Origin of the sequence: Kordia sp., assembly GCF_045105435.1 — a bacterium.
GTDB lineage: Bacteria > Bacteroidota > Bacteroidia > Flavobacteriales > Flavobacteriaceae > Kordia.
In genome coordinates this window covers 1-20,759 of the sequence record NZ_JBGCDL010000205.1, presented here as the reverse complement: position 1 = coordinate 20,759, position 20,759 = coordinate 1, and the positions used below count along the sequence as shown (strand labels likewise).

The following is a 20,759-nucleotide window of genomic DNA, read 5'->3' as shown; positions in this document are numbered from 1 at the left end:
TAGAAAAGTAAAAGAAGGCAAAAATAAAATGAGTGTTCTTAATGCTGTTAGAAACAAAATTATTCATCTAATTTTTGCCTTAATAAAAAATCAAACTTTTTATCAAAATCGTTTGGTAAAGTCATAGAAATCGAACTGACGCTTCATTATACTTTTTTAATTCAAAATGCACAACGGGTTTAGCTAATATGTTTTGAATGAATTGCTATTGCATTTCCCATTCAAGTTTTGCTTGTCCACTTACAACTCTGTATTGTAATTGTAACGAGTTTACATTCACAACTACTTTTGAAACTCCTGGACGTAAAGGAATTGATGGTCTTTGTCCGTCAAGACCATAATAAGCCTCTGCTAGTTCTTGCGGCTCAAATACAAGTGTAATTTCTGCTGGAAAACGACTAGGCGTAACTTGTGCGCTACCGTTTGTTTGTGGATCTAAAATTAAAGTTGAAGTACTCATAATACATGTTTTTTTAAATGATTAATACTAATAGGTTGGTTTGATAGTGTAAAATTGCCATTTAAAAACATGCTGTGTAAGCGTACAAGTAACCAATATAAAATACAGGTATATAAACAGAAGAAGTAAGTATTTTCTCCTGCGTTGGTAGACCGAGTAGTATTTGGAAAATTATTTTAAAGGATAATTGTTTCTAAGTTTCTCATTTTCAAGTCAAAAACTTATACTACGTCTTTGCGAAAGTTTTGAAAAAAACGTGTGGCAATCTGTTAGTTTCAAACACAAAGTTGTATATGAATTAGTAATAGATTACTTCGTCATGCTTTCTCGTAATGACGTTTCTGAGCTGTTCATTTCTCAAATCAATAAATACAATGCGTCTTTGCGAAAGTTTTAAAAAAACGTGTGGCAATCTGTTAGTTTCAAACACAAAGTTGTATATGAATTAGCAACAGATTACTTCGTCATGCTTTCTCGTAATGACGTTTCATAGATAAACAGATAAACAAATGAACGAATCAACAAACAAATCAACCTAATCCACTTTCACTCTCACACCTTCACTATGACTGCTAAATTCTGGCGCATACATACTTTGAATTGTGGAAATTCCGTTAGAAAAATCTCCTTTATTATTCACGCGCAAATCGTATTCAAAAACAAAAATACCTTTTGGTAAATAGTCAAAGAAGAAATTCGTACTTGCATCTTTGGTACTTTCATAATAACCCAAACTATCTTGCCATTTGTATTGCGATAACACATTAATTGGTTCAAAACCAGCAGCGCGCATATCTTTTAAATGTACAAATTCCATCGGTCTGTCGTTTCGTAATTCAATGCGAACACGCACCAAATCGCCCAATTCAAGTTTTGTATTTTCGTCAATTTCAGTAATTACTTCGCCGTTGTCGTCATACGTACGTTTGAACAACTTTTTGCTCAATTTCAACGACGTTTCCGCAGTCGTAATCTTATCTAAATCTTCAAAATATTGCCAGTACAATCCGCCCCAAGCAATTCCTTCGCCTTTTTTAGTAATCGTAACTTTTCCCATTTCTGGCGTAATTTCGCTTCCGTTCCACGACGTTTTAAAATAGCCTGTACCAGCTTCTACTTTTACATTCTCTAAAGTTTCAGGCGTAATCTTTTCATTGCCAACTGTTACATCGACCATATCTGTTACCGAAAGCCAATCGCTTCCTTGTAATAAAAGCGCGTACACCGCGTCCGAGGTTGCTTTGGTAGTTGACCAACGATTGGTTTGTTTGTGTTTCAGCAGCCATATCTTTAAATTATCTACAGTAGTGACATCCTTAGAAATTTCGGCAAACGCTTCAATCAGCAACGCTTGCGTTTCAATTGGCGCCTGATACCAATGCCAAGACGACGTATTTGCTTTCCAATACATACCCAATTCTTCACTCGTAATACTATTTTCTTGTAACGAACGCAAAATAGCAGTGGCCGTTTTTGGATGCTTCATTCGGTGCGAAACCAACGCCATTAAACCTTTGGCATACAAACTGCGACTGAGCCAATATTTGTCAATTTGACCTAAATAATAATCGCTAATTTCTTGTGCTTCTTTGGAAAGTTTAATTTCCTCAAAAAAGCTTCGCATGTACAAATAATGCAATTGCGAATACGACAAATGATCTTTAGATAAATCTGCGTCTTTATTGTATTTCTTAATGTTTTTATATTCTTGAATAAACTCTGAATCCAAATATAAAACGGCTTTCTGAACAAGTCTTTGCGTTTCATTATCTGCTTTCACATTCACGCCAAGTTTTCTCAAGTGCCCAAAACCTGTCATAATATGTTGTGTGATAAATCTATTTTGTCTTCCGCCAGAAAACCAAGAAAATCCGCCAGAAGGCAACTGCATTTGTTTCAACTTTTGAAATGTGCGTGTTTCTTCATTTTTCATACGATTTAGATCGAATAATAACGCAATTCGCTTTTTCTGTTCCGATTCTGATTGTGCATCACGAACCCAAGGCGTTTCTTGAATAATCAATGATTTTAATTCCTGATTCTTCTCTAAATTGCTCAACAAAGCATCCGAAGATTTCCACTGATTAAATACAGCTTCAATTCTAGGATTGCTATTCGCGATGTGACTCGCCAACGCATTTGCGTAATAACGAGAAAAGGTTTGCTCCGAACATTCATACGGATATTCCATTAAATACGGCAACGCTTGTACCGCATACCACGCAGGATTGGACGTCATTTCCAAACTTAATTTATGATGTTTGAGCGTACTTGAATTCGTATTCGTAAGTTTATCTAACGTAAATGTTTTAGTTTGGTTAGAACGGATCCACATTGGTAAGGTTTCCGTAACCAACATTCTGTTAGACAATACAGGCAATGCGTTTTGTTCGCCATCACTAAATTCGCCCGCTTTGGCAATAATTGTATATTGAACGGCTTGCAATGCTTGCGGAATGTATAATGTCCAAGAAACTTGTGTATTTCCGTTGGCATTTACAGAGAACGCTTGCTTCGGTGTGCCTAAACGTGGAAACAATGCAGGATTGATGTTATTTCCAGTAAACGGATCAATGAGTTGCAACGACGCTTCTCCGCTTAAGTTCTTTTCAGAAAGGTTTGAAATTTTTGTGCTAATTACTACTGCATCGCCTTCACGTAAAAATCGTGGTACATTTGGCAATACCATCAATTCTTTTTGCGTTACAGTTGTCAATGTTTTTGTTGCCGAATTCAAATCTTTGGTATGTGCTAACAATTGTACATTCCACTTTGTCAATGCTTCTGGCGTGGTAAATGTAAACGAAACATTGCCTTCGCTATCGGTTTGTAACTGCGGAAAGAAAAAGGCAGTTTCCTGTAAATTCTTTCGCGGAACAACGGTTTCGGTTGTTTCTTTAATGCCAATTTCTTCTGGATCTTTTGCGTTTAATACAGCATTCGAATTCCCAACAGGCGCATTGTATAACCTTTTTGATGAAGCATCATCTTCATCGTATGCTAATTCAGCAACTTCAACTTCATCCTTCACGGCAACTGGTGCAGCCATTCGTTTTTCTGCCACCTTGGAAGATCCTAACGCCATCGCTCTTTGTTTGCGTAATATTCTTCGTTGTCCGTAAAAATAAAGTCCAAACCAATTCAAACGATCATACGATTGCGCGCTGTAACTGTAGCCATTGGTAGCGTCTAACACATCTCCAAAACGTGTAGTGGCAAAACTTCTGCCCGAATTGATATCCAAATAACTGTAGTATTGTGGTTTGGATATTGGATTAAATCTCCATTTGTGTTCTTTAAATTCATCCAAAGAAGCATCGTACATGCTCGACAGAATTTCTGCGGCTACTTTTTCTCCTTTTGGACCTTTGATGCGGAAACTCCACGTTTCTTCTTGTCCAGGCTTTAATTTATCTCTAAATGTTGTTGTTTCAATCGTTAAATCTGTTGCAGGATATTTTACCACAATTGGCACTTGTACTGCTACATAACTATTAAAAATAGTTCCTGTACAATGCACTCTAAATCCGCCTTCATCTTTCTTTTCAACAGGAATTGTAATGGTTTGTTTGCCATTTTTTAAAGACACTTGATACGATTTTACCAACTTTCTTCCTTTTTCAAGATCAACCGTAACTTTTAATAACGGCGTTCCTGATTTGATGGTCAATACCACTTCTTCGCCTGGAAAGTATGCATCTTTGTCTGCATAAACTTCCAGCAATTTATTGTCTGCGGTAACTTTATCTTTTGCATTAAAAACGTCTGTATAGCTTACATCTTTAATTTCAAAACCATTGGCATCTGTCGAAATGACTTCAACTATATATTTTCCAGATTCCCAACGTTTTATTTTTCCTAAATCCAGTTTGCTTTCTTTTCCAGTATCAAACGTTTCCTCAAATACGTTTTTGCCTTTTTTCCAGGTTTGAAATTTTTCTTCAGCTGCTGAATATGCATCATGCGGAAATAATTCTTTAAAATCAGCTTCCGAAATTGCATTGTAATCCGGCACTTTAAAAGGACGTCTTCGCAAAATACGATCGGGCGCTTGTAGTTTGTGAATGGTGATTTTTCCTTTAGCAGGAACTTTTTCACCGTTTAAATTCTTTGTGATGATTTCTACGGAATGATCACGCTCCGAAGCATCAAGTTTTGACGCAATTGCAATTTTCGCTTCTAAACTATGATATCCAACATGTACGGTTGTTTCCGTACTGCGCGTTTCTCCGTTGATATCGGTAATATCGGTAGTAATTTGATAATCAAATATTGGCAGCAATTTTTTATCAGCACTTGCGTCAGGAATGGCTTTGAAGGTAATTTCAAAATTTCCAGAAGCATCTGTAGTCGTTTCGCCGCTAGTTATTTGTTGCGAAGCTGTGTTTACATACGGACTTCTCCAATATACCCAAGCAGGATAACGTGGCGTTCGTTTTACTGAATACGTTACTTTAGCGTCCGAAATGTTACTTCCAGCGAATGCTTTTGCATTTCCTTTTGCAACGACAGAATCGTTCACCGCAAAGGTTTCCGTAATTGGTAAAAACTCCGCTTCAAACTTTGGGCGTTTGTATTCTTCTACAGAGAAATTGGCACTTCCAAGTTGATCTCTACCAACGGAAGCACGAATAGAAAAGTTTCCTGTTAAGCCATTGTTTGGAATTGCAAATTCACCTTTAACCGAACCATATTCGTTTGTTAGCAAATTTAAGGTGCTTATTTCTTGATAATTAGCATCGCGGAATGTGAGCGTTACTTTTTGGCTGCTAACAATCGTTGACTGTTTTCCATCTCTACGTACAAAAATTCCTTTGAAATGTACCATTTGAGAAGGTCTGTAAATGCTTCTGTCCGTAAATAGAAAGAGCGTTCTTTGCGGCGCTGTATCTTCTGGATTATTTCGACTATAGAAATTGAAATTATCAAAATGTGCGGTATTACCTTCTCTGATTACAGCAATGTCTAAATCGTAAATGCGACCATTATGATTTCCGTTTAAGGTGGCACTTCCAGTAGCGTCTGTAGTAATTGTTTGTTGATCCGTTTTGCCTCTGTAACCTAATTTGTAGTTTATTTTTAGTGTCTGATTTGCAATTGGACTTCCATTATTTCTATCTGTTAGTTGAAAAATATAGGAAGTATTCGTTTTTTTATGCGTAATAGCAATATCCGTAACTTGTATAAGATCGGTTGCTAAAAATTTCGGATTTAGCGTATCACCATCAGAAGCGGTAATAATGTAAAAACCGTTTTGTAATGGCGGAATTGCAATTTCGGTCGTATGAAAATGGTAATCGTTTTCGGTTGGCAGTGTTGCATTCCATTTTTCATTTGCCGCAAATTTGTTGATGAATTTGATGCGCTGCGCATCGTCATACAATTCTCGGTAGGCTTTTAATTGACTGTATTTTATTTTGTGAACAGAGAAATACAGCTTTTCAACATTTTTATAGTTGATGGACATTCTTGAATGCTTTGCAATCGGAATTGCATCTTCCGTAGTAATTGAAAATTGTTTTTCTAACAAACTCGCTTTGATCACTTGGCATTTTTTTGCCGCATCACTTTTTGGGAATTTTGCAATAACAGCATCACAGAGTTCAACGGCTTTTTTGTATTCCCATTGATAGTTTTTTGCAGTATTTACATTGTATTTGTTTCCAAATTGTTTGTAGATTTGGGCAGTTTCAGCATCGTACATTCCCGAAGCCGCATGCGATGCGTGTGTTGTTTTTTCATTCTGAAAAGCGGTAATTAGTTTTTCTTCCGAAGCATCAAACGTCGATTTTTGTTGTACATATTTTAAACGCTCAATATTTATAGCAATTAATGCTTCTGGTGTGGCATTATTCAGGTGAAAACGAATTAGATTTTGATAGATTTGAAGTGCTTTAAATTCTTGCGAAAGCGCATCTTTTGTGTTTAGTTTTAATTCAGAAAATAATGTTGCTCCGCATAAAAATTCCTCATCATCAATTTGAAACGTTTCCGCAGGTTTTGTAATGCTGTTTTCGGTCGTTTTGTAAAAATCTAAGGCATTGTGCGCTAAAAAATCATATACAGTTGGGCGATAGATTTTAGACCCTTTTTGCGTGTTTAGAATTTCATCAAATTCACTTAGGTTGATGTTTTGCAATTGGGACGCGTTTTCCAAAGAAGCATCTAATCGTGTAAAAATTTCTTCAAATAGCGTGTTTAAATCCCAGGTTCTAAAATCGTTGGCATCTACTTTTGCATCTGTTTTGGTGCGTTTGTAAAATTTATAGCGATTCGATTTAAAATATTGCCAATACAATTGTCCTAAAATACTTTCTAAGATATTTTTTGATGGAAATGATTGTGTGGCAATTTCTGCTTTGAGTTCGTTTATAATAGTCAACTCTGCATTTTCTTCCAGCGTTGTTTGATAATTTGCTTTGTGCAAAAATGCTTTGATGATTTGCGGATTGTTTTGATCGCGCTTTGCAAGTTTGTATATCTCTGTAGCTTTTTCAAAAGCCGATTTGGTCAATCCTTTCTTTTCAAGAGCGGCAATTTCTTCCCATAATTGGGAATATTTTTCTTGTGCATTTGAAAATTGACTAAATAATACAATCATAAATATAGTGAGGACGTTTTTCATTCGGTTTAAAATTTGTTCACAATGTAAAATCTGTTTTGACGTTGTACTATTGTAAAATTAAAAAATAGATTTTTACGTATGTAAAGTAATCATTTTAATAGTAATTTTAAGTACTTGTCGTGATAAATTGCAAAGAGCATTCCAAAATGAAAAATACAAGTTTGATGAAGTTTTTTTATGCACTCTTATTTTTGAGTGTTTTTCATGTATGCGGACAAGAAATTGAACTGGATAATATTGCTGTGAGCGAAAGAATGCAAGAAGCCTTAAATCGCTATACTTTTATGTTTAGAAACGGAACTGTGCTTGAAAAGTTAGCGTGTTTAGACCAAAGATTGTATAAGAATGTGAAGTTAGATCGATATTCAAATTTACACACCAAACGATATAAAGAAATAGATACAACGAAAGCTTTTACTGTAAAATCAACTTACAGCAAACCAACAATCGAATGTGTTTCTAAAGCGTACAAAACCAAAAAGGCACTATATGTTATTGTTGAATATAGTGACTTACGTACAACTGTTTTTTCAGCGGCTTTTTTGAAAGAACTTCGTGAAAAGGATTCCATTAGTAAAACTTTTCCGAGACGTTCGGGTATAATTCCGAGTGGAGAATTTGTAAAAAGTAATAATTACGAAACCTTGTCGTATGATCGTGAAAAACGAGTTTCGGTAACCAAAACGTTCTATCGTATTTGTATGGTGAAAATTAAAAATAGCAACGAATGGAAATTGATTCCTAGACAAGCAATTGCGCATGTTTGGGATTATAAGTATTTGAAATTCAGGAATAAAATAATTCCGCGAGCAATTAGAGACCGATTAAACGCACGTTTAAATACACAACCTTGTGCAGAATTTTAAAAATGTTTTAGGAAACAAGTGGCGATGAAATAGTATCTTTGGTATAATAAGTGCATACAGCTATTGAAATTAAAGAAAACAAATGAAGTATTATTTTTTATTCCTTTTATGTGTTCCGATGTTGTTAATGAGTCAGACAACAGCAGAAACAGCAGAACAATTATTTGATAGTAAACAATATAGCAAAGCAGAGAGTTTTTTGGTAACTGCAGTTGCAGCATCTCCAAATGATCGTCAGTTGATAGAACTTTTGGGCGATGCGTACGGATATCAGAAAAACTGGGATAAAGCCATTGAGCGATATGAATATTTGGTAAAAATGGACGATTATAATGCGAATTACCATTATAAATACGGCGGCGCCAAAGGAATGAAAGCTTTGGAAGTGAATAAGTTTAAAGCTTTGGGCTTGATTGGTGATGTAAAGAGAGCCTTTAAACGTGCTGCAGAACTCGATCCTACGCATATTGAAGTGCGTTGGGCAATGGTTGAATTGTACATGCAGTTGCCTGGAATTGTGGGTGGAAGCTATAAGAAATCAATGAAGTATGCCAATGAGTTGGAGAATCTTTCCAAAGTAGATGGTTATTTGGCAAAAGGATATATTTACGAATACGATGACGAAGCTAAAAAGGCGGAAGAGTATTATAAAAAAGCCATTCGCGTTGGCGGTTCAATGACTTGTTATGATAAGTTGACGCAGTTGTACGAAAAGAACGATCAACCTTTAAAAGCAATCGCAAATATTGAGAAATCGCACAAAAAGCACGAACGAAATGCCATGCATTATCAAATTGGAAAAGTGGCTGCCGATTATAATTTACAGTTAGATAAAGGCGAGAAGTGTTTGTATTTATATATTACCAATTACACTACAAAAGACGGCGTTCCTGTGTCGTGGGCATATTACCGTTTGTCACAAATTTTTAAGCACAGAGGCGACAAACAAAAAGCGTTGGAATGGATTAATAAAGCTATTTCAAAAGAAAAGTTAGATCCGTTTACGGAGCATAAGGATAAGGTTTTGAAGATGTAATAGTATCATTTCGTCACCCTGAACTTGATTCAGGGTCTCATTAAAATAAATTATGTGTGATTCTGAATCAAGTTCAGAATGACGCAGGTTATTATTTCATACTTTTTTAAAACTATAAAGTTTTAAACTTTTCTAACAAAACTAACGCTTTGTCCAAATTCGTAAATTCAAATCTAAGTCATTGATGATTTCTAAAATGCTGTTTACTTCGGCAAGAAAACGTTCTATTTGTTGGAAACTTACCTCATCATTAATACTGTTTTCAAACATGTTATGCGATTCACTGATAGCAATATACACATGATGTCCTCTGAACGATAGGTATAAGTTTTCGCCAAAACGATCTTCCAGAGCAACAATTCGGCTCATAATTTTCGGCGTAAGTACGTATCTCGCTTCGACTTGATCGTCGCTGTATACATTGAATCGATCTTCAAAAACAGGATCTTCCAATCGCACACGTTTGAATCGTGAAAACCATTTTCCGCCAGAAGAATATACGTAGGTTTCATTCTGAATTTCTTTGTTGAAATCGGCAATTAAAAACAATCCTCTAAATATAGTAGTGTACGAAGTTGTGGTACCTCCATTTTTGTTTCTGCGCGTATGTTTTTCTTCTGCATGCACTTCCGAAAAAGAAAACGCTGTAGCATCTAGTTTTCCGCTGAATAAATCTTCTCCTTTAAAACGATCGGGACTTGTAAAGAGGTTACTTGCTCTAAACGTTTGTGTAGAAATTGATTGCTGATCTTCATAGACAATTCCAGGAAACTGCGCTTCTACAATGGGTTTTAAAACTTCGTCTTTGTACTTTTTTGCCCATTTCGATTTCAAGCTATACGCCATCATTCCAGGAATCATAAAAATAATTGCAGGCGCAGCAAGTATGATGAGCAGCATGTACTGGTTTTGAAACTGGATAATTTCTAATAACACCAATAAAAAACCAACAGCTACCAAGCCAAGATATACAAAAAATGTGTTTTTCCAATTTCGGTTTGATCGCGTGAAAATATCATTTTTAGTCGCTTTGAAAGCCGTAAGCATTTGTGCGTACTTCCTTTTTATTTCTTCTGAAATCATTCGTTGTTAAACAGGTTTTTTATGTTCGGATTGCTTCTTTCGGCAGGATACACATCAAAGAATTCTTCTCTTCTAAAGTTGAAAGCGTTGGCAATGATGTTGGAAGGAAATTTGTCCAATCCGTTGTTATAATCCAACACAGAAGCATTATACGCTCTCCGAGATGCTGATAATTGACTTTCTATTTCGTTTAAGTTGTATTGAAGATTTAAAAAGTTTTCGTTCGCTTTTAAATCTGGATAATTTTCTACACTGATGTTGAGTTGTTGCAAACCTTGCGATAATTCATTTTCTAAGGCAATTCTTTTGGGTTTGTCTAATGAAGATGTGACTAATTTTGATCGAAGCGCTGTGATGTTTTCCAATAAATCCTTTTCGTGATTCATGTATTGTTTTACGGTTTCTACCAAATTTGGAATGAGATCGTATCGTTTTTTTAGCATGACATCAATAGAACTTTCTGCATTTTGAACTTGGTTTCGTCTGCCAACCAAACTGTTATATATAACAGCAATTGCAATTAGAATGATGACAACAATTGCAATGAGCGCGATAGATATTTCCATGGTTTTTTAGTTTTAGGTTCGTGTGCTTTATGGTATACGTGTGTGTTTTTGGTCTAATGTTTCACTTTGAGTGAAATTTCTTTATGAAGATATTATTTTTAATCGATCAATTCAAATACGGAATTTCTTTTTTCAATCGTTTTTTATATTGCATCGTTTTGATAAAAAATACAATAGCTACAAATATGCCGAAAAAACCAAACAACAGCCACGTATTTGCACCAAAGGAATATTTTGCCAAACTAAAAATGGCAGCATCAGCAATTTGAGTGCCAATAATAGTAAAAAAGGCACCAATTATAAACGTAAACAGCGCAATGATAATGTTTACTTTCACTTTTCTTAGCTTCTTTTTATTTCTATCTATTAATGCCGAAATACGCTCAGAAATGGTTCCATCCCAATGGCATTTAAAGCATCTTCCTCTTTTCATTTCATGCTTACATTCCTTTTGTCCGTATAAATAATGTGCACAATTTGGACAGAGATTTTCTCTTTGAGATTTTTTTGTAAAGTAGTCACTTTTACATTCTTTACAGGTATTTATTTCTATATTCATATACGTTTTTTAAATTTATTCAATCATCGCAACTACACGCGCAGGTGCGGCAGAAGCGCCCACAATTTTTAATGGAAATACGGCAATTTTGAATCCCGAATACGGTAATGCATCTAAGTTTACCAATTGTTCCATGTGGCAATATTCTTTGCGTTGTCCGACTAAATGCGCTTCCCAAAATAACTCAGAATTCCCCGTTTCTTTGGCCTTTTTTAGCATGTATGGTAATGGTAAATCCCAACCCCACGAATCAATTCCCATGACTTTTATTCCTTGATCAATGAGCCATTCGGTTGCTTCGGCGCTCATGCCAGTTCCTATTTTGTGGAAATCTTTGGTGCCGTTATATTTGTCTCTTCCCGTTTTGATCAACACAATCATTTTTGGCTGAATCATGAGATTGTTTGTTTCTAAAAATTCGGTGATGTCTTCCACAGTAATCGCGTCAAAATCGGCTTTGTGTTTCATGTCAATCACAATTCCGTCACCGTAACACCAATCGAGCGGAACTTCATCAATCGTTTTGGCTTTTTCACCATTTACAGTAGGCGAGTAGTGCCAAGGTGCATCAATGTGTGTGGTGGAATGTACGCCCATTTTTTGAATTGTATCATCTGCCCAACCTTGAAATCCTTTCGGGAACAATTTAAAAGGCAATCCCAACACGCGAATCAACCATTTTGCTTTTCGATGCGGTTTGTGTTTGATTTTAACTTTCATAAACCAAGGATCATTTTTGTTGTATTGGATCGGTTTGGAAAGATCGATGATTTTCATGTTGGTGGTTTTGGTTAGTTGGTTTTTATCTTAATTCCCGAAAGTAAATAATCAGGATTATCGGTTCCGAAAGTTAAAAATAAATACAGATAGTTATCGTGAAAAATTGGAGAAATAAAACCGCCTAAGTGATCGGAAGTCCATTCGTATTCAGGATATTTATTGTGAATCGTCATCGGATTAACTATCAACGGACTGCGCTCGTCGTGAATCCATTGGTCATTTTCTAGTGAAAGCAAACCATATTCGCGATTGAACGAAGTTAGATATTCAGAAGGTAATTCTTCACTCCCCAATAATATATAGAGTTTTGAATTGTACGTTATGTAACTCGCATCATCTGCTTTTCCGCGCAAATAGCCTGTTTCGTTTTTGGCTTTTTGTATGATTTTAGACGAAATGATTCCTTTGTTTTGATTGAACGCTTTTAGAATGTTTTTCGTAGTAATTTCGTGTACTTCCGATTCAATAAACCGCTTGCTTCTTCTGTGAAACAACACTCTGTAAACTCCGTTGTGTTTTGTGATTGCCAGCGGAAAACTATTCTGAGTTTCTCCATACCAATTTGGAATCTTGATTTCCTGTGGCGCTTTTACAATGTCTAGTGTTGCGTTTAAAACCATGTATGCTGACGTGTAGTTTCCGTTAGGCTGTTCTACGCCAAGTAAAACCAAATACGTGCCGTTTTTTAATGGCAACGGATTTCCTGTGCTGAATATATTTCCTTTTTTCTTTGCGAATGGAATTTGTGAAGTATCTAGTATTTTTTTCTCTTGAAACGACCAGTTTTCCAAATCGGAACTTGTAGCATAATAGATAGCTCTTGTTTCGTGTGCACCAAAAACAACAGGCGTTAGTAATACATAATCATTTTCGGCTCTTTTGATGATTCCGCCAGCTTGAATATAGTTTATTTGTGCGTCTTTGATGTATGTTGGATATGTTTTGAATAAAGGTTTGTTCTGAATAATTTTGTAATTGATAAACGGATTGAAAAATTCTAACGTTTCGCCTTCATCCATATTAAAAACACCTGCGTACGTTTCGCCAAGCGTAATCCAACCGCTTTTTACATCTACTTTTAAGATTTCTACAATGGTAGACGCTTCTTCACTTTGCGTGATAAACCACGATTGCTTTTCGGTAGCTTCAACAAGTAGATTTTGTAGTTGTGTATAATTCGTTTTGATGCGATTGTTTGCTTCATCAATTTCCGTAATATGAATCGGATTTGCGCGCGCAATATTACTTTCTGTATCCGAAATGAGGCAATTCTCAAAAATAGCAGGGAAGTCTTGCGCTTGCAGCAACAGGCTCAACAATATATTTAGAAAGAAAAACAGTTTTTTCATGGGTTTATATACGGCGTAGAAAGGTAGGGAAATTTTGGGTGATGTGGAAGTTTAAAATAATCTTGGAATATGGTGAGTAGACAAGTAATAAGAATTCGTTTTATGCGGTTTCATTTCGGTAAAAAGCCTTAACCTTATTAATATCTTTACTATTGTCATCAGTAAAGAAAAACCAGTCAAATGTATCGTCAAACATTACACAATAATATATTTCATCACCAAAAAATTTTTCAAAAGCCCAAGTTTTTACTCTAAACATTTCTCCTCTATGAAACAATACGTATATAGATAATTTTGCGATTGAGGCTATATACTTTGAAAATGTATCGTGAGGAATAAACTTTACAGGTAGATTTTTGTCCATAGTATAAATATAAGGATCACCTTTTTGAATGTTTAAAAATTCTTTGCACTTCATTTTCCTCCACAAAGTTTGTTCTTGATTAAGTATAACAACACCTCTTTGTAACTTATCTTCCATTTCCTGATGCCTATTTTATTTTTAACGTATTTGTGTGTGAAAAGTCACGTGTTAAAGTAATTGATTTGATAAATATAAATGGATAGAAAACTCGCGAAGATTTTTAATATGGATGCTTCTAATCTTCTAACCAATTATTTTTTTCTAGTATCGTAGTTGTATCAAATAATAATTTTCTAAAATCTGTTAAGGGTCTATTAAAAAGACCTACAAGGAGAATATCTTTTTCTGGTATTTTAACAAAGAACGCTCTAAAACCTCCTTGCGATCCAGTGTGATAAATAAAATCAATATTAAAATCGCTTTGTACTTCAAATAGCGTATGTTCGCCAGTAAACCAACCATATCCAATATAAGGAGCTGTTGTTTCAGACCATCCTTTTGGGTGGAATACGGTTCTAGATTCGTTAGTCATTTCTTTGCTAAGAAATACATTATTTTGAATGGATTCTTCATACTTTGCAAGATCTAAAACTGATGCCCAGATACCTCCATTTCCTGCGGCTGCAAAAGTTGTAAATTCTCCATAATCATATTCATAATACGCTCCATAATAAATACTATCTCCTTTTTCATAATAATTGTCATACGCGTGTGCAACTCCAGATTCAGGGTATGAGCCATTGGTTATTTTACTATGCTGCATACCAGATGGTTTAAATATGTTGTTTTCAATAAAACGTTGCCAAGGTTCATTTGTTAATTGCTCAATGATTAAGGCTAATCCATTATATGATGGATTTGAATATTCGAACTTTGCTCCAGGTTCAAAATTTAAACTGTCCGCTTGTTTTAAAGGATCAAAGTTTTCCTTATCTTTTGCAGTGAGATAAAAATCAAAGTTCTCTTTATCCCATGCATTTCGGAGATCAGGCAATCCAGATGTGTGTGATAACATGTGTTTGATAGTTACTTTTTCGGCAAGTGTTTTATTCTTGAAATCATTGAAATGTTTATAAAGATTATCATCTAGCGATAGCGAGTCTCGTTCATTAAGAATCAGAATTCCATTAGCCACAAATGTTTTTGAAATTGAACCCGTATTGAAAATTGTATTTTCAGTAATCTTTTCTTTGGTAGTCAAATCAGCTAATCCATAACTTTTTAAATACGCTATTTTATCTCCTTTTTTTACTAATATAGAACCTCCAGGTTCATCTTGAGAAAATTCTTCTTCAAATAATATGTTGAGCTGCGATTCTAAATTGTCATTAGTTGCCTTATCAGCACAGGAAATTACAATGATACAGATTGCGAATAATAAAATATATTTCATTATGAGTATAAGTTTTGAACGAAATTATTGTTGGTAAAGTAACTTTAGTAAAAACAAAAGATATAAAATAATTAGAAACTTTTCACTGAGTAAGAAAAAAACTCTTAGGGAAATTGGTAACGAATTTCAAAAGTTAAATTATAACTTCCTGTAATCCATTGAAAATAAAAAGAACATTTTTACTCAAAAACCACCTCATCAATATAAATACTTTGTGGAAAACCAAAGCTGTTGGAAAACAATACCAAACCCGAACGAATGCAACTCAAATCGGAACGTTTTAATTTGATTGTATACTTTTTCCATTCACTCGTCAATTCTAGTTTTTTAGATTTTTTTGCCGTGTCTGGAAACGGTTTATCTTTGTCAATCAGTCCAAAACCAATAGTTGCGGTAACGCCATCACGACTTGCTTTTGCCCAAAAAGTGAATTTTTTAGCATTTTCAATTTCGTAACCACCTAAAATATCTCCCCAATCATTTTTTGGATCTACAAAGGCAATTCCGTACCAACCACTTCGTTCTTTGTAGTCTATTTTTAGCGCATATTTTCCCGAATGTACTTCTTCCGTATTTTGCGTATCTACGCTCATAGCTTGGTAATTTCCCATGTATGCGGTTGGAATATATGGCAAATCGTTTCCATCTTTATATACATAAAAAGGAAGTGTCGCTTTAGGAACTAAATATTTTTTGTTTTTGGCGTCTTCATCTGTCGCGGTGATTCCTGTAGAAGCAATTCCGACATTATTGAACGTATCTTGCACATTCACATAGATTTTAACTGCGCCATGTGCTTTTGGGATTTGAATTTCAAAACCATCCGTAAGCGAACCTCTATAGTTGAGTTTGTTAATTTGATCTCTACGTTTGCGACTTCCTGTGCGTTGATTGTAATAGAAACTGATGTTTAGAGCCTCATTTTCAGCATCAGAAACAGCCAAAGTTACAGGAATCCAAGTGTTACTTTGCAGTGTAGTTTTGGGCAATTGAAATGTGTTAATTTTAGGAATGGCATTCGTGGGTTCTTTTCCTGTGTATGCTTTGCGAATTCCCCAATAAGTTGGACGATAAAAACCTTTATGATGTGTAAATAACCAAGGTGACATAAAGTTGTTTCCGTTGGAATAATGAAACATATACACACCTAAACAATTTGATTTATTTTTGATCCAATTGTGGTAGCCATTAACAATTGTTGTGTATTTTTCTTCGTCAGATGGTTCTACTTTTACACCATTTATTTTTTGTTCAATATCCCATTCGCCCGTAACATTAAATTCGGTAATGATATAGGGTTTGTCAATGTTTCTTTTTGTCAATTCTTCCGAAAGGAAATTTGCGCCAGCACCATAACTATTCAGTCCATAAATATCAATAGACGGCACGTGTTTTCCCCACCAATCAAGTCCAAAGGTCCATGCTTCTGTAGAACTAATTGGATGATTTTGATCTATCTTTTTAATACGACTACAAACACGTTCTAAGAATTTAGAATACGCTTCTTTTTCAGCATCTGTTTCCATGTTGAGGTAGACTTCGTTTCCAATTCCCCAAGTTAAAACCGCAGGATGCTCTTTGTACATTTTTACAACATTGATGGCATTTTTGTACATGACTTCCATGCCTTCTGTATCTTTTAGGTAATTGAAGCTATCATCGTCTTCCATGCCAGGTCGTCCGTGTCGCATCCAAATACCAACCATGATTTTAATGTCATATTTTTGCGCAGCATCTAGCAGTTTTTTGGTGTTTTTTCCAGTTGCCCACGTTCTAATTGTATTCACGCCAAGTGACTGCAAGTCTTTAAAATACATATCATAATTAGCTGCGTCATCTTCATGACCAAACGTAGCACCTTTTACTTCAAACGGTTTTTCATTGACAAGTAAGTTCCAAGTAGAATTTGTTTTTTGAATTGTTACTTGTGCATTCGCAAAAAAACAACAAAAGAGGAAGAGTTTAAAAATGGAATAGTTTGTTGTTTTCATAGAAAAGTTGATAAACGTTAGTTTCTATAAAAATACGACTTATTGCTGACTTTTTTTAGGAGGTTTAGCAAATCCCCAAACACAATACAAGCCTACAAAGAAAGTGATTACGATTTCAGAAACTTCAATGGTGCGTTCAAATATCAGTGTGGTAACACTATAAATTGTCGTGATTAATAACACCGTTCGTAAGGTCCAACTATTTTTAAGGAAAGTGATGATTTCTTGCATGGTAACATGGTTTTAATGTAAAGTATTGGTTGCAAAATTATAGAATTCGTTACAATATTACCAGAATGGTTTTTACTATTGTTTTGTTACAAAATAGTCAACAAAAATAAATTCAGAAAAAGTATGGGGAATTAACCGAATACTCTTTCTGAATTTAATATATAATTGGAGCTATATACTATTCTTTTATTTTACTTTTTAAGTAATGCATATACAAATAAAGTCCGGCTAAAGCAAAGACTACAAATTTTAGAATAATCATAAAAATTTGCATTCCTTTTATGCTGCCACTATATTCAAAATAATTGATAACAGATTGTATGTCAATCCAAAAAATACAGGCAATTAGAATACTGATTCCAATTTTACCAAATAATAAATTCAGATTTTCGGTGTTACTATACGCTTTTTCTCCTCGTCTGTTTGCGAATGCTTTTTTGAAAAAGATCATTTCTAAGAGCACTCCTAAAATCCAAGAAAATGAAATTACAATTAAAAATACGGTAAGTCCTTCGCCCATTCCGCCTCCTACGAATCTGCTTACTACAAAGAACAATATAAGTCCAGGAATAAAGTTCATTAAAAATTTGTCTAAGATGATTTCATCGAAAAATGCTTTGATTTTGTTGTTGTCCATTTTGGTTTGAATTAGTGGTTAATTATTTTATTGTTGTTGGTTTTTACCTTTAAAAGTAAGAAATTACAATTAAATTAGGTTGGTTTCGTGCTAATAAAAGAGAAGAAGTACGTGTTTATGAAGTGATTATGCGCTATTGATAGGTAATTTTGATGCGTTAGAAAAGGGAAATTCAAAATAGAGTTTCATCAATAAAATTCCCAAAAAACAAAAAAGCGGTTTATCTTTACACTTTTACAACTCTACAAAACATGCGAATACATTTTATAGCAATTGGCGGAAGCGCAATGCACAACTTAGCACTAGCTTTACATGCCAAAGGATACCAAATTACAGGAAGTGATGATGTTATTTTTGAACCTTCAAAAGGACGATTGAACGCAAAAGGATTGCTACCAGAAACTTTTGGTTGGTTCCCCGAAAAAATTACAACCGATTTGGACGCTATTATTTTAGGAATGCATGCAAAACCTGATAATGCCGAATTGTTGAAAGCACAAGAATTAGGTGTAACCATTTATTCATATCCAGAGTTTTTGTACGAACAATCAAAATATAAAACGCGTGTTGTTATTGGTGGAAGTCATGGGAAAACAACAATTACTTCGATGATTTTGCATGTATTAAATTACCATGAAATCAAAGTCGATTATATGGTTGGCGCACAATTAGAAGGTTTTGATACGATGGTGCATCTTACCGAAGAAAACGATTTTATTGTGTTGGAAGGAGACGAATATTTGTCTTCGCCAATTGATCGCAGACCAAAATTTCATTTGTATAAACCAAACATTGCGTTATTAAGCGGAATTGCTTGGGATCATATCAATGTATTTCCAACATACGAGAATTATGTTGAGCAGTTTCAAATATTTGTAGATTCTATTACCAAAGGCGGAAGCATCAATTACAATGAAGAAGATACAGAAGTAGTACGTGTGGTAGAAGCTTCCGAAAATCCGATTCGTAAACTAAGTTACAAAACGCCAAATTATACTATTGAAAACGGAGAAACCTTATTAGAAACTCCCGATGGTTTTATGCCAATTGAAGTATTTGGAAAACACAACCTCAACAATCTAGCAGGAGCAAAATGGATTTGCCAACATATTGGTGTAGACGAAGAAGATTTTTATGAAGCCATTTCTACCTTTAAAGGAGCCAGCAAGCGTTTGGAGAAAATTGCAGAGAAAAATGCTACTGTAGTGTACAAAGACTTTGCACATTCGCCAAGTAAAGTAAAAGCAACGACACAAGCTGTAAAAGAGCAATATACGGACAGAACTGTTTTTGCCTGTTTGGAATTACATACCTATAGTAGTCTGAATGCCGAATTTTTAAAAGAATACAAAGGCGCGTTAGATGCAGCAGACAAAGCTGTTGTATTCTATTCGCCAAATGCTGTAAAAATAAAGCAACTCGATTCGGTTTCTGAAGCACAAATTGCAGAAGCTTTTGAACGAGATGATTTAATTATTTACACAGATCCAGCAAAATTTAAAGAATATTTATTCGGTCAAAACTTAACTCAAACGGCAGTATTACTAATGAGTTCAGGGAATTATGGTGGACTCAATTTTGAAGAATTTAAACAACACATATACTAAAACAAAAAAAGCTTCGTTAAAAAAGCAGACCGAATCAATTAAAACCAAACGCGCATACTTCATAATTACTTTTTACCAATTTTAATAAATATACCGATTATGAAAAAAACGTTACTACTAGTTTTTCTAGTACTTATTTGTGTGTCATGTTCTACTGACGACAGCACGATTCCTGAAACAGAAGAAAATTTTTATGCCTTAACCGTTGGAAATTCTTGGGTGTATGAACATCAACGTAGGTTAAATGGCGCATCCACTGAATTTGAAAATATCAATGTTACAGACTCTGTCAAAATTATTGGGACTGAATATATCAATGGAGAAACCTTTTTTACATTTAGAACGCGAACTTCCGGAAACGAAGCCAATCAAGCATTCTGTTCTCCCAATGGCGAACATTTTAAACACTACAGAGATTCTTTGGGATATCTTATAAATGAATATGGAAAAGTTTTCTATTCAAGGGATGACAATCAAGAATTTTTAATAAGAAATAGCAATTCATTCTATTTATACACTGCATTGGCAGAAGGAAATGAAATGATATCAACTACTGTAGGCGATTTTGACTGTCAATGGATGGAAGTATATGCGAGAGAAGCGCCAGGTACAACGCCACACGATGGACGTGACCGTTATTATTTTGCTGGAGGTATTGGGTTTATATTTAATACATCATCTTATGCAAATAGTTCGTTGCACACTGTCGAAAGAAGTTTAGTGTCTTACGACGTACAATAAAATATTCTGAATTATAAAAATATACAATAAACTACGATGCTGCCATACATCATAGTTCAGTATACATGCGTTTTATAGCGTTAAGTGTTAGCTATATAATGTTGTTGAGAAAAGTCGTCACATCCTGGCGACTTTTTTTTATCAATTCCTCTTTGGCAAGTTGCCTGTCTTTGGGTAATTTATCTTGCGAAAGTTTAAATTTCCCTTCCCAAGCCGTAATTTCTAATCTAAATCCTATAATATAATCGGCTAACGTTTGTACTCTCGGATTCTTCACATCTAACACATACGGTTTTTGTGAATTTTCCAAAAAAGATGTCATTTCTGCAATCGAATGAATAAGCGAATCATTCGTTGGCATTCGTGTGGCTTTCGCCGAAATATGCACTTTTACATAATTCCAAGTTGGCAATTGTGTTGTGCTGTACACATTTGGAGAAATATAACAATCGGGACCGTGAAATATCGCTT

General features: G+C 34.8%; 17 protein-coding genes. 4 read left to right on the top strand and 13 right to left on the bottom strand.

The genetic code is table 11. The features are described from left to right. Positions 1 to 205: 205 nt before the first annotated feature. Together AB8B65_RS10770 and AB8B65_RS10765 are read right to left on the bottom strand one after the other, a co-directional pair. On the bottom strand, positions 206 to 460 hold the full coding sequence (locus AB8B65_RS10770; protein WP_405300993.1) for a hypothetical protein: 255 nt from the start codon (positions 458 to 460) through the stop codon (positions 206 to 208). A gap of 535 nt (positions 461 to 995) precedes the next feature. Then, positions 996 to 7,085: an alpha-2-macroglobulin family protein gene (locus AB8B65_RS10765; protein ID WP_405300991.1), complete on the bottom strand. Its 6,090-nt coding sequence runs from the start codon at positions 7,083 to 7,085 to the stop codon at positions 996 to 998. 164 nt (positions 7,086 to 7,249) lie between these two features. Between AB8B65_RS10765 and AB8B65_RS10760 the strand changes: the two genes are divergently transcribed. Next, positions 7,250 to 7,951 (top strand): hypothetical protein, encoded by a 702-nt coding sequence (locus AB8B65_RS10760; protein WP_405300990.1) that lies wholly within the window; start codon positions 7,250 to 7,252, stop codon positions 7,949 to 7,951. Positions 7,952 to 8,033: 82 nt separating this feature from the next. Then, positions 8,034 to 8,987 (top strand): tetratricopeptide repeat protein, encoded by a 954-nt coding sequence (locus tag AB8B65_RS10755; RefSeq protein ID WP_405300989.1) that lies wholly within the window; start codon positions 8,034 to 8,036, stop codon positions 8,985 to 8,987. Positions 8,988 to 9,128: 141 nt separating this feature from the next. Here the strand turns inward: AB8B65_RS10755 and AB8B65_RS10750 are convergent, their stop codons facing one another. The 10 genes from AB8B65_RS10750 to AB8B65_RS10705 form a co-directional block, all read right to left on the bottom strand. Continuing rightward, positions 9,129 to 10,070, bottom strand: a complete 942-nt coding sequence (locus AB8B65_RS10750) for a DUF3137 domain-containing protein (RefSeq protein WP_405300988.1) — start codon at positions 10,068 to 10,070, stop codon at positions 9,129 to 9,131. Continuing rightward, positions 10,067 to 10,636: a LemA family protein gene (locus AB8B65_RS10745; RefSeq protein WP_405300987.1), complete on the bottom strand. Its 570-nt coding sequence runs from the start codon at positions 10,634 to 10,636 to the stop codon at positions 10,067 to 10,069. The genes AB8B65_RS10750 and AB8B65_RS10745 overlap by 4 nt, the downstream gene beginning before the upstream one ends. Positions 10,637 to 10,742: 106 nt before the next feature. Further along, positions 10,743 to 11,195: a hypothetical protein gene (locus AB8B65_RS10740; RefSeq protein WP_405300986.1), complete on the bottom strand. Its 453-nt coding sequence runs from the start codon at positions 11,193 to 11,195 to the stop codon at positions 10,743 to 10,745. Positions 11,196 to 11,210: 15 nt separating this feature from the next. Further along, positions 11,211 to 11,972 carry a cyclase family protein gene (locus tag AB8B65_RS10735; RefSeq protein ID WP_405300984.1) on the bottom strand — a complete coding sequence of 254 codons (762 nt, stop codon included), beginning with the start codon at positions 11,970 to 11,972 and terminating at the stop codon, positions 11,211 to 11,213. Between the two features lie 14 nt (positions 11,973 to 11,986). Then, a complete protein-coding gene (locus AB8B65_RS10730; protein ID WP_405300983.1) occupies positions 11,987 to 13,324 on the bottom strand; it encodes a hypothetical protein in 1,338 nt (445 codons plus the stop codon). A gap of 100 nt (positions 13,325 to 13,424) precedes the next feature. Then, the gene (locus tag AB8B65_RS10725; RefSeq protein ID WP_405300981.1) at positions 13,425 to 13,805 is read right to left on the bottom strand and encodes a hypothetical protein; all 381 of its coding nucleotides are present in this window, start codon (positions 13,803 to 13,805) and stop codon (positions 13,425 to 13,427) included. A gap of 118 nt (positions 13,806 to 13,923) precedes the next feature. After that, positions 13,924 to 15,081 carry a serine hydrolase domain-containing protein gene (locus AB8B65_RS10720; protein ID WP_405300980.1) on the bottom strand — a complete coding sequence of 386 codons (1,158 nt, stop codon included), beginning with the start codon at positions 15,079 to 15,081 and terminating at the stop codon, positions 13,924 to 13,926. A gap of 179 nt (positions 15,082 to 15,260) precedes the next feature. Next, the gene (locus AB8B65_RS10715) at positions 15,261 to 17,072 is read right to left on the bottom strand and encodes a glycoside hydrolase family 2 TIM barrel-domain containing protein (protein WP_405300978.1); all 1,812 of its coding nucleotides are present in this window, start codon (positions 17,070 to 17,072) and stop codon (positions 15,261 to 15,263) included. A 39-nt stretch (positions 17,073 to 17,111) separates the two neighbouring features. Next, entirely contained in the window at positions 17,112 to 17,303 is a 192-nt protein-coding gene (locus tag AB8B65_RS10710; RefSeq protein ID WP_405300976.1) for a hypothetical protein, read from the bottom strand. A 178-nt stretch (positions 17,304 to 17,481) separates the two neighbouring features. Continuing rightward, on the bottom strand, positions 17,482 to 17,940 hold the full coding sequence (locus tag AB8B65_RS10705; RefSeq protein WP_405300975.1) for a hypothetical protein: 459 nt from the start codon (positions 17,938 to 17,940) through the stop codon (positions 17,482 to 17,484). 251 nt (positions 17,941 to 18,191) lie between these two features. Between AB8B65_RS10705 and murC the strand changes: the two genes are divergently transcribed. Together murC and AB8B65_RS10695 are read left to right on the top strand one after the other, a co-directional pair. Next, positions 18,192 to 19,547 (top strand): UDP-N-acetylmuramate--L-alanine ligase, encoded by a 1,356-nt coding sequence (gene murC / locus AB8B65_RS10700; protein ID WP_405300974.1) that lies wholly within the window; start codon positions 18,192 to 18,194, stop codon positions 19,545 to 19,547. A gap of 99 nt (positions 19,548 to 19,646) precedes the next feature. Continuing rightward, positions 19,647 to 20,288 (top strand): hypothetical protein, encoded by a 642-nt coding sequence (locus AB8B65_RS10695; protein WP_405300973.1) that lies wholly within the window; start codon positions 19,647 to 19,649, stop codon positions 20,286 to 20,288. 91 nt (positions 20,289 to 20,379) lie between these two features. Here AB8B65_RS10695 and AB8B65_RS10690 read toward each other — a convergent pair. Continuing rightward, the coding region (locus AB8B65_RS10690; protein WP_405300972.1) for an FMN-binding negative transcriptional regulator at positions 20,380 to 20,759 on the bottom strand (380 nt) is incomplete at its 5' end.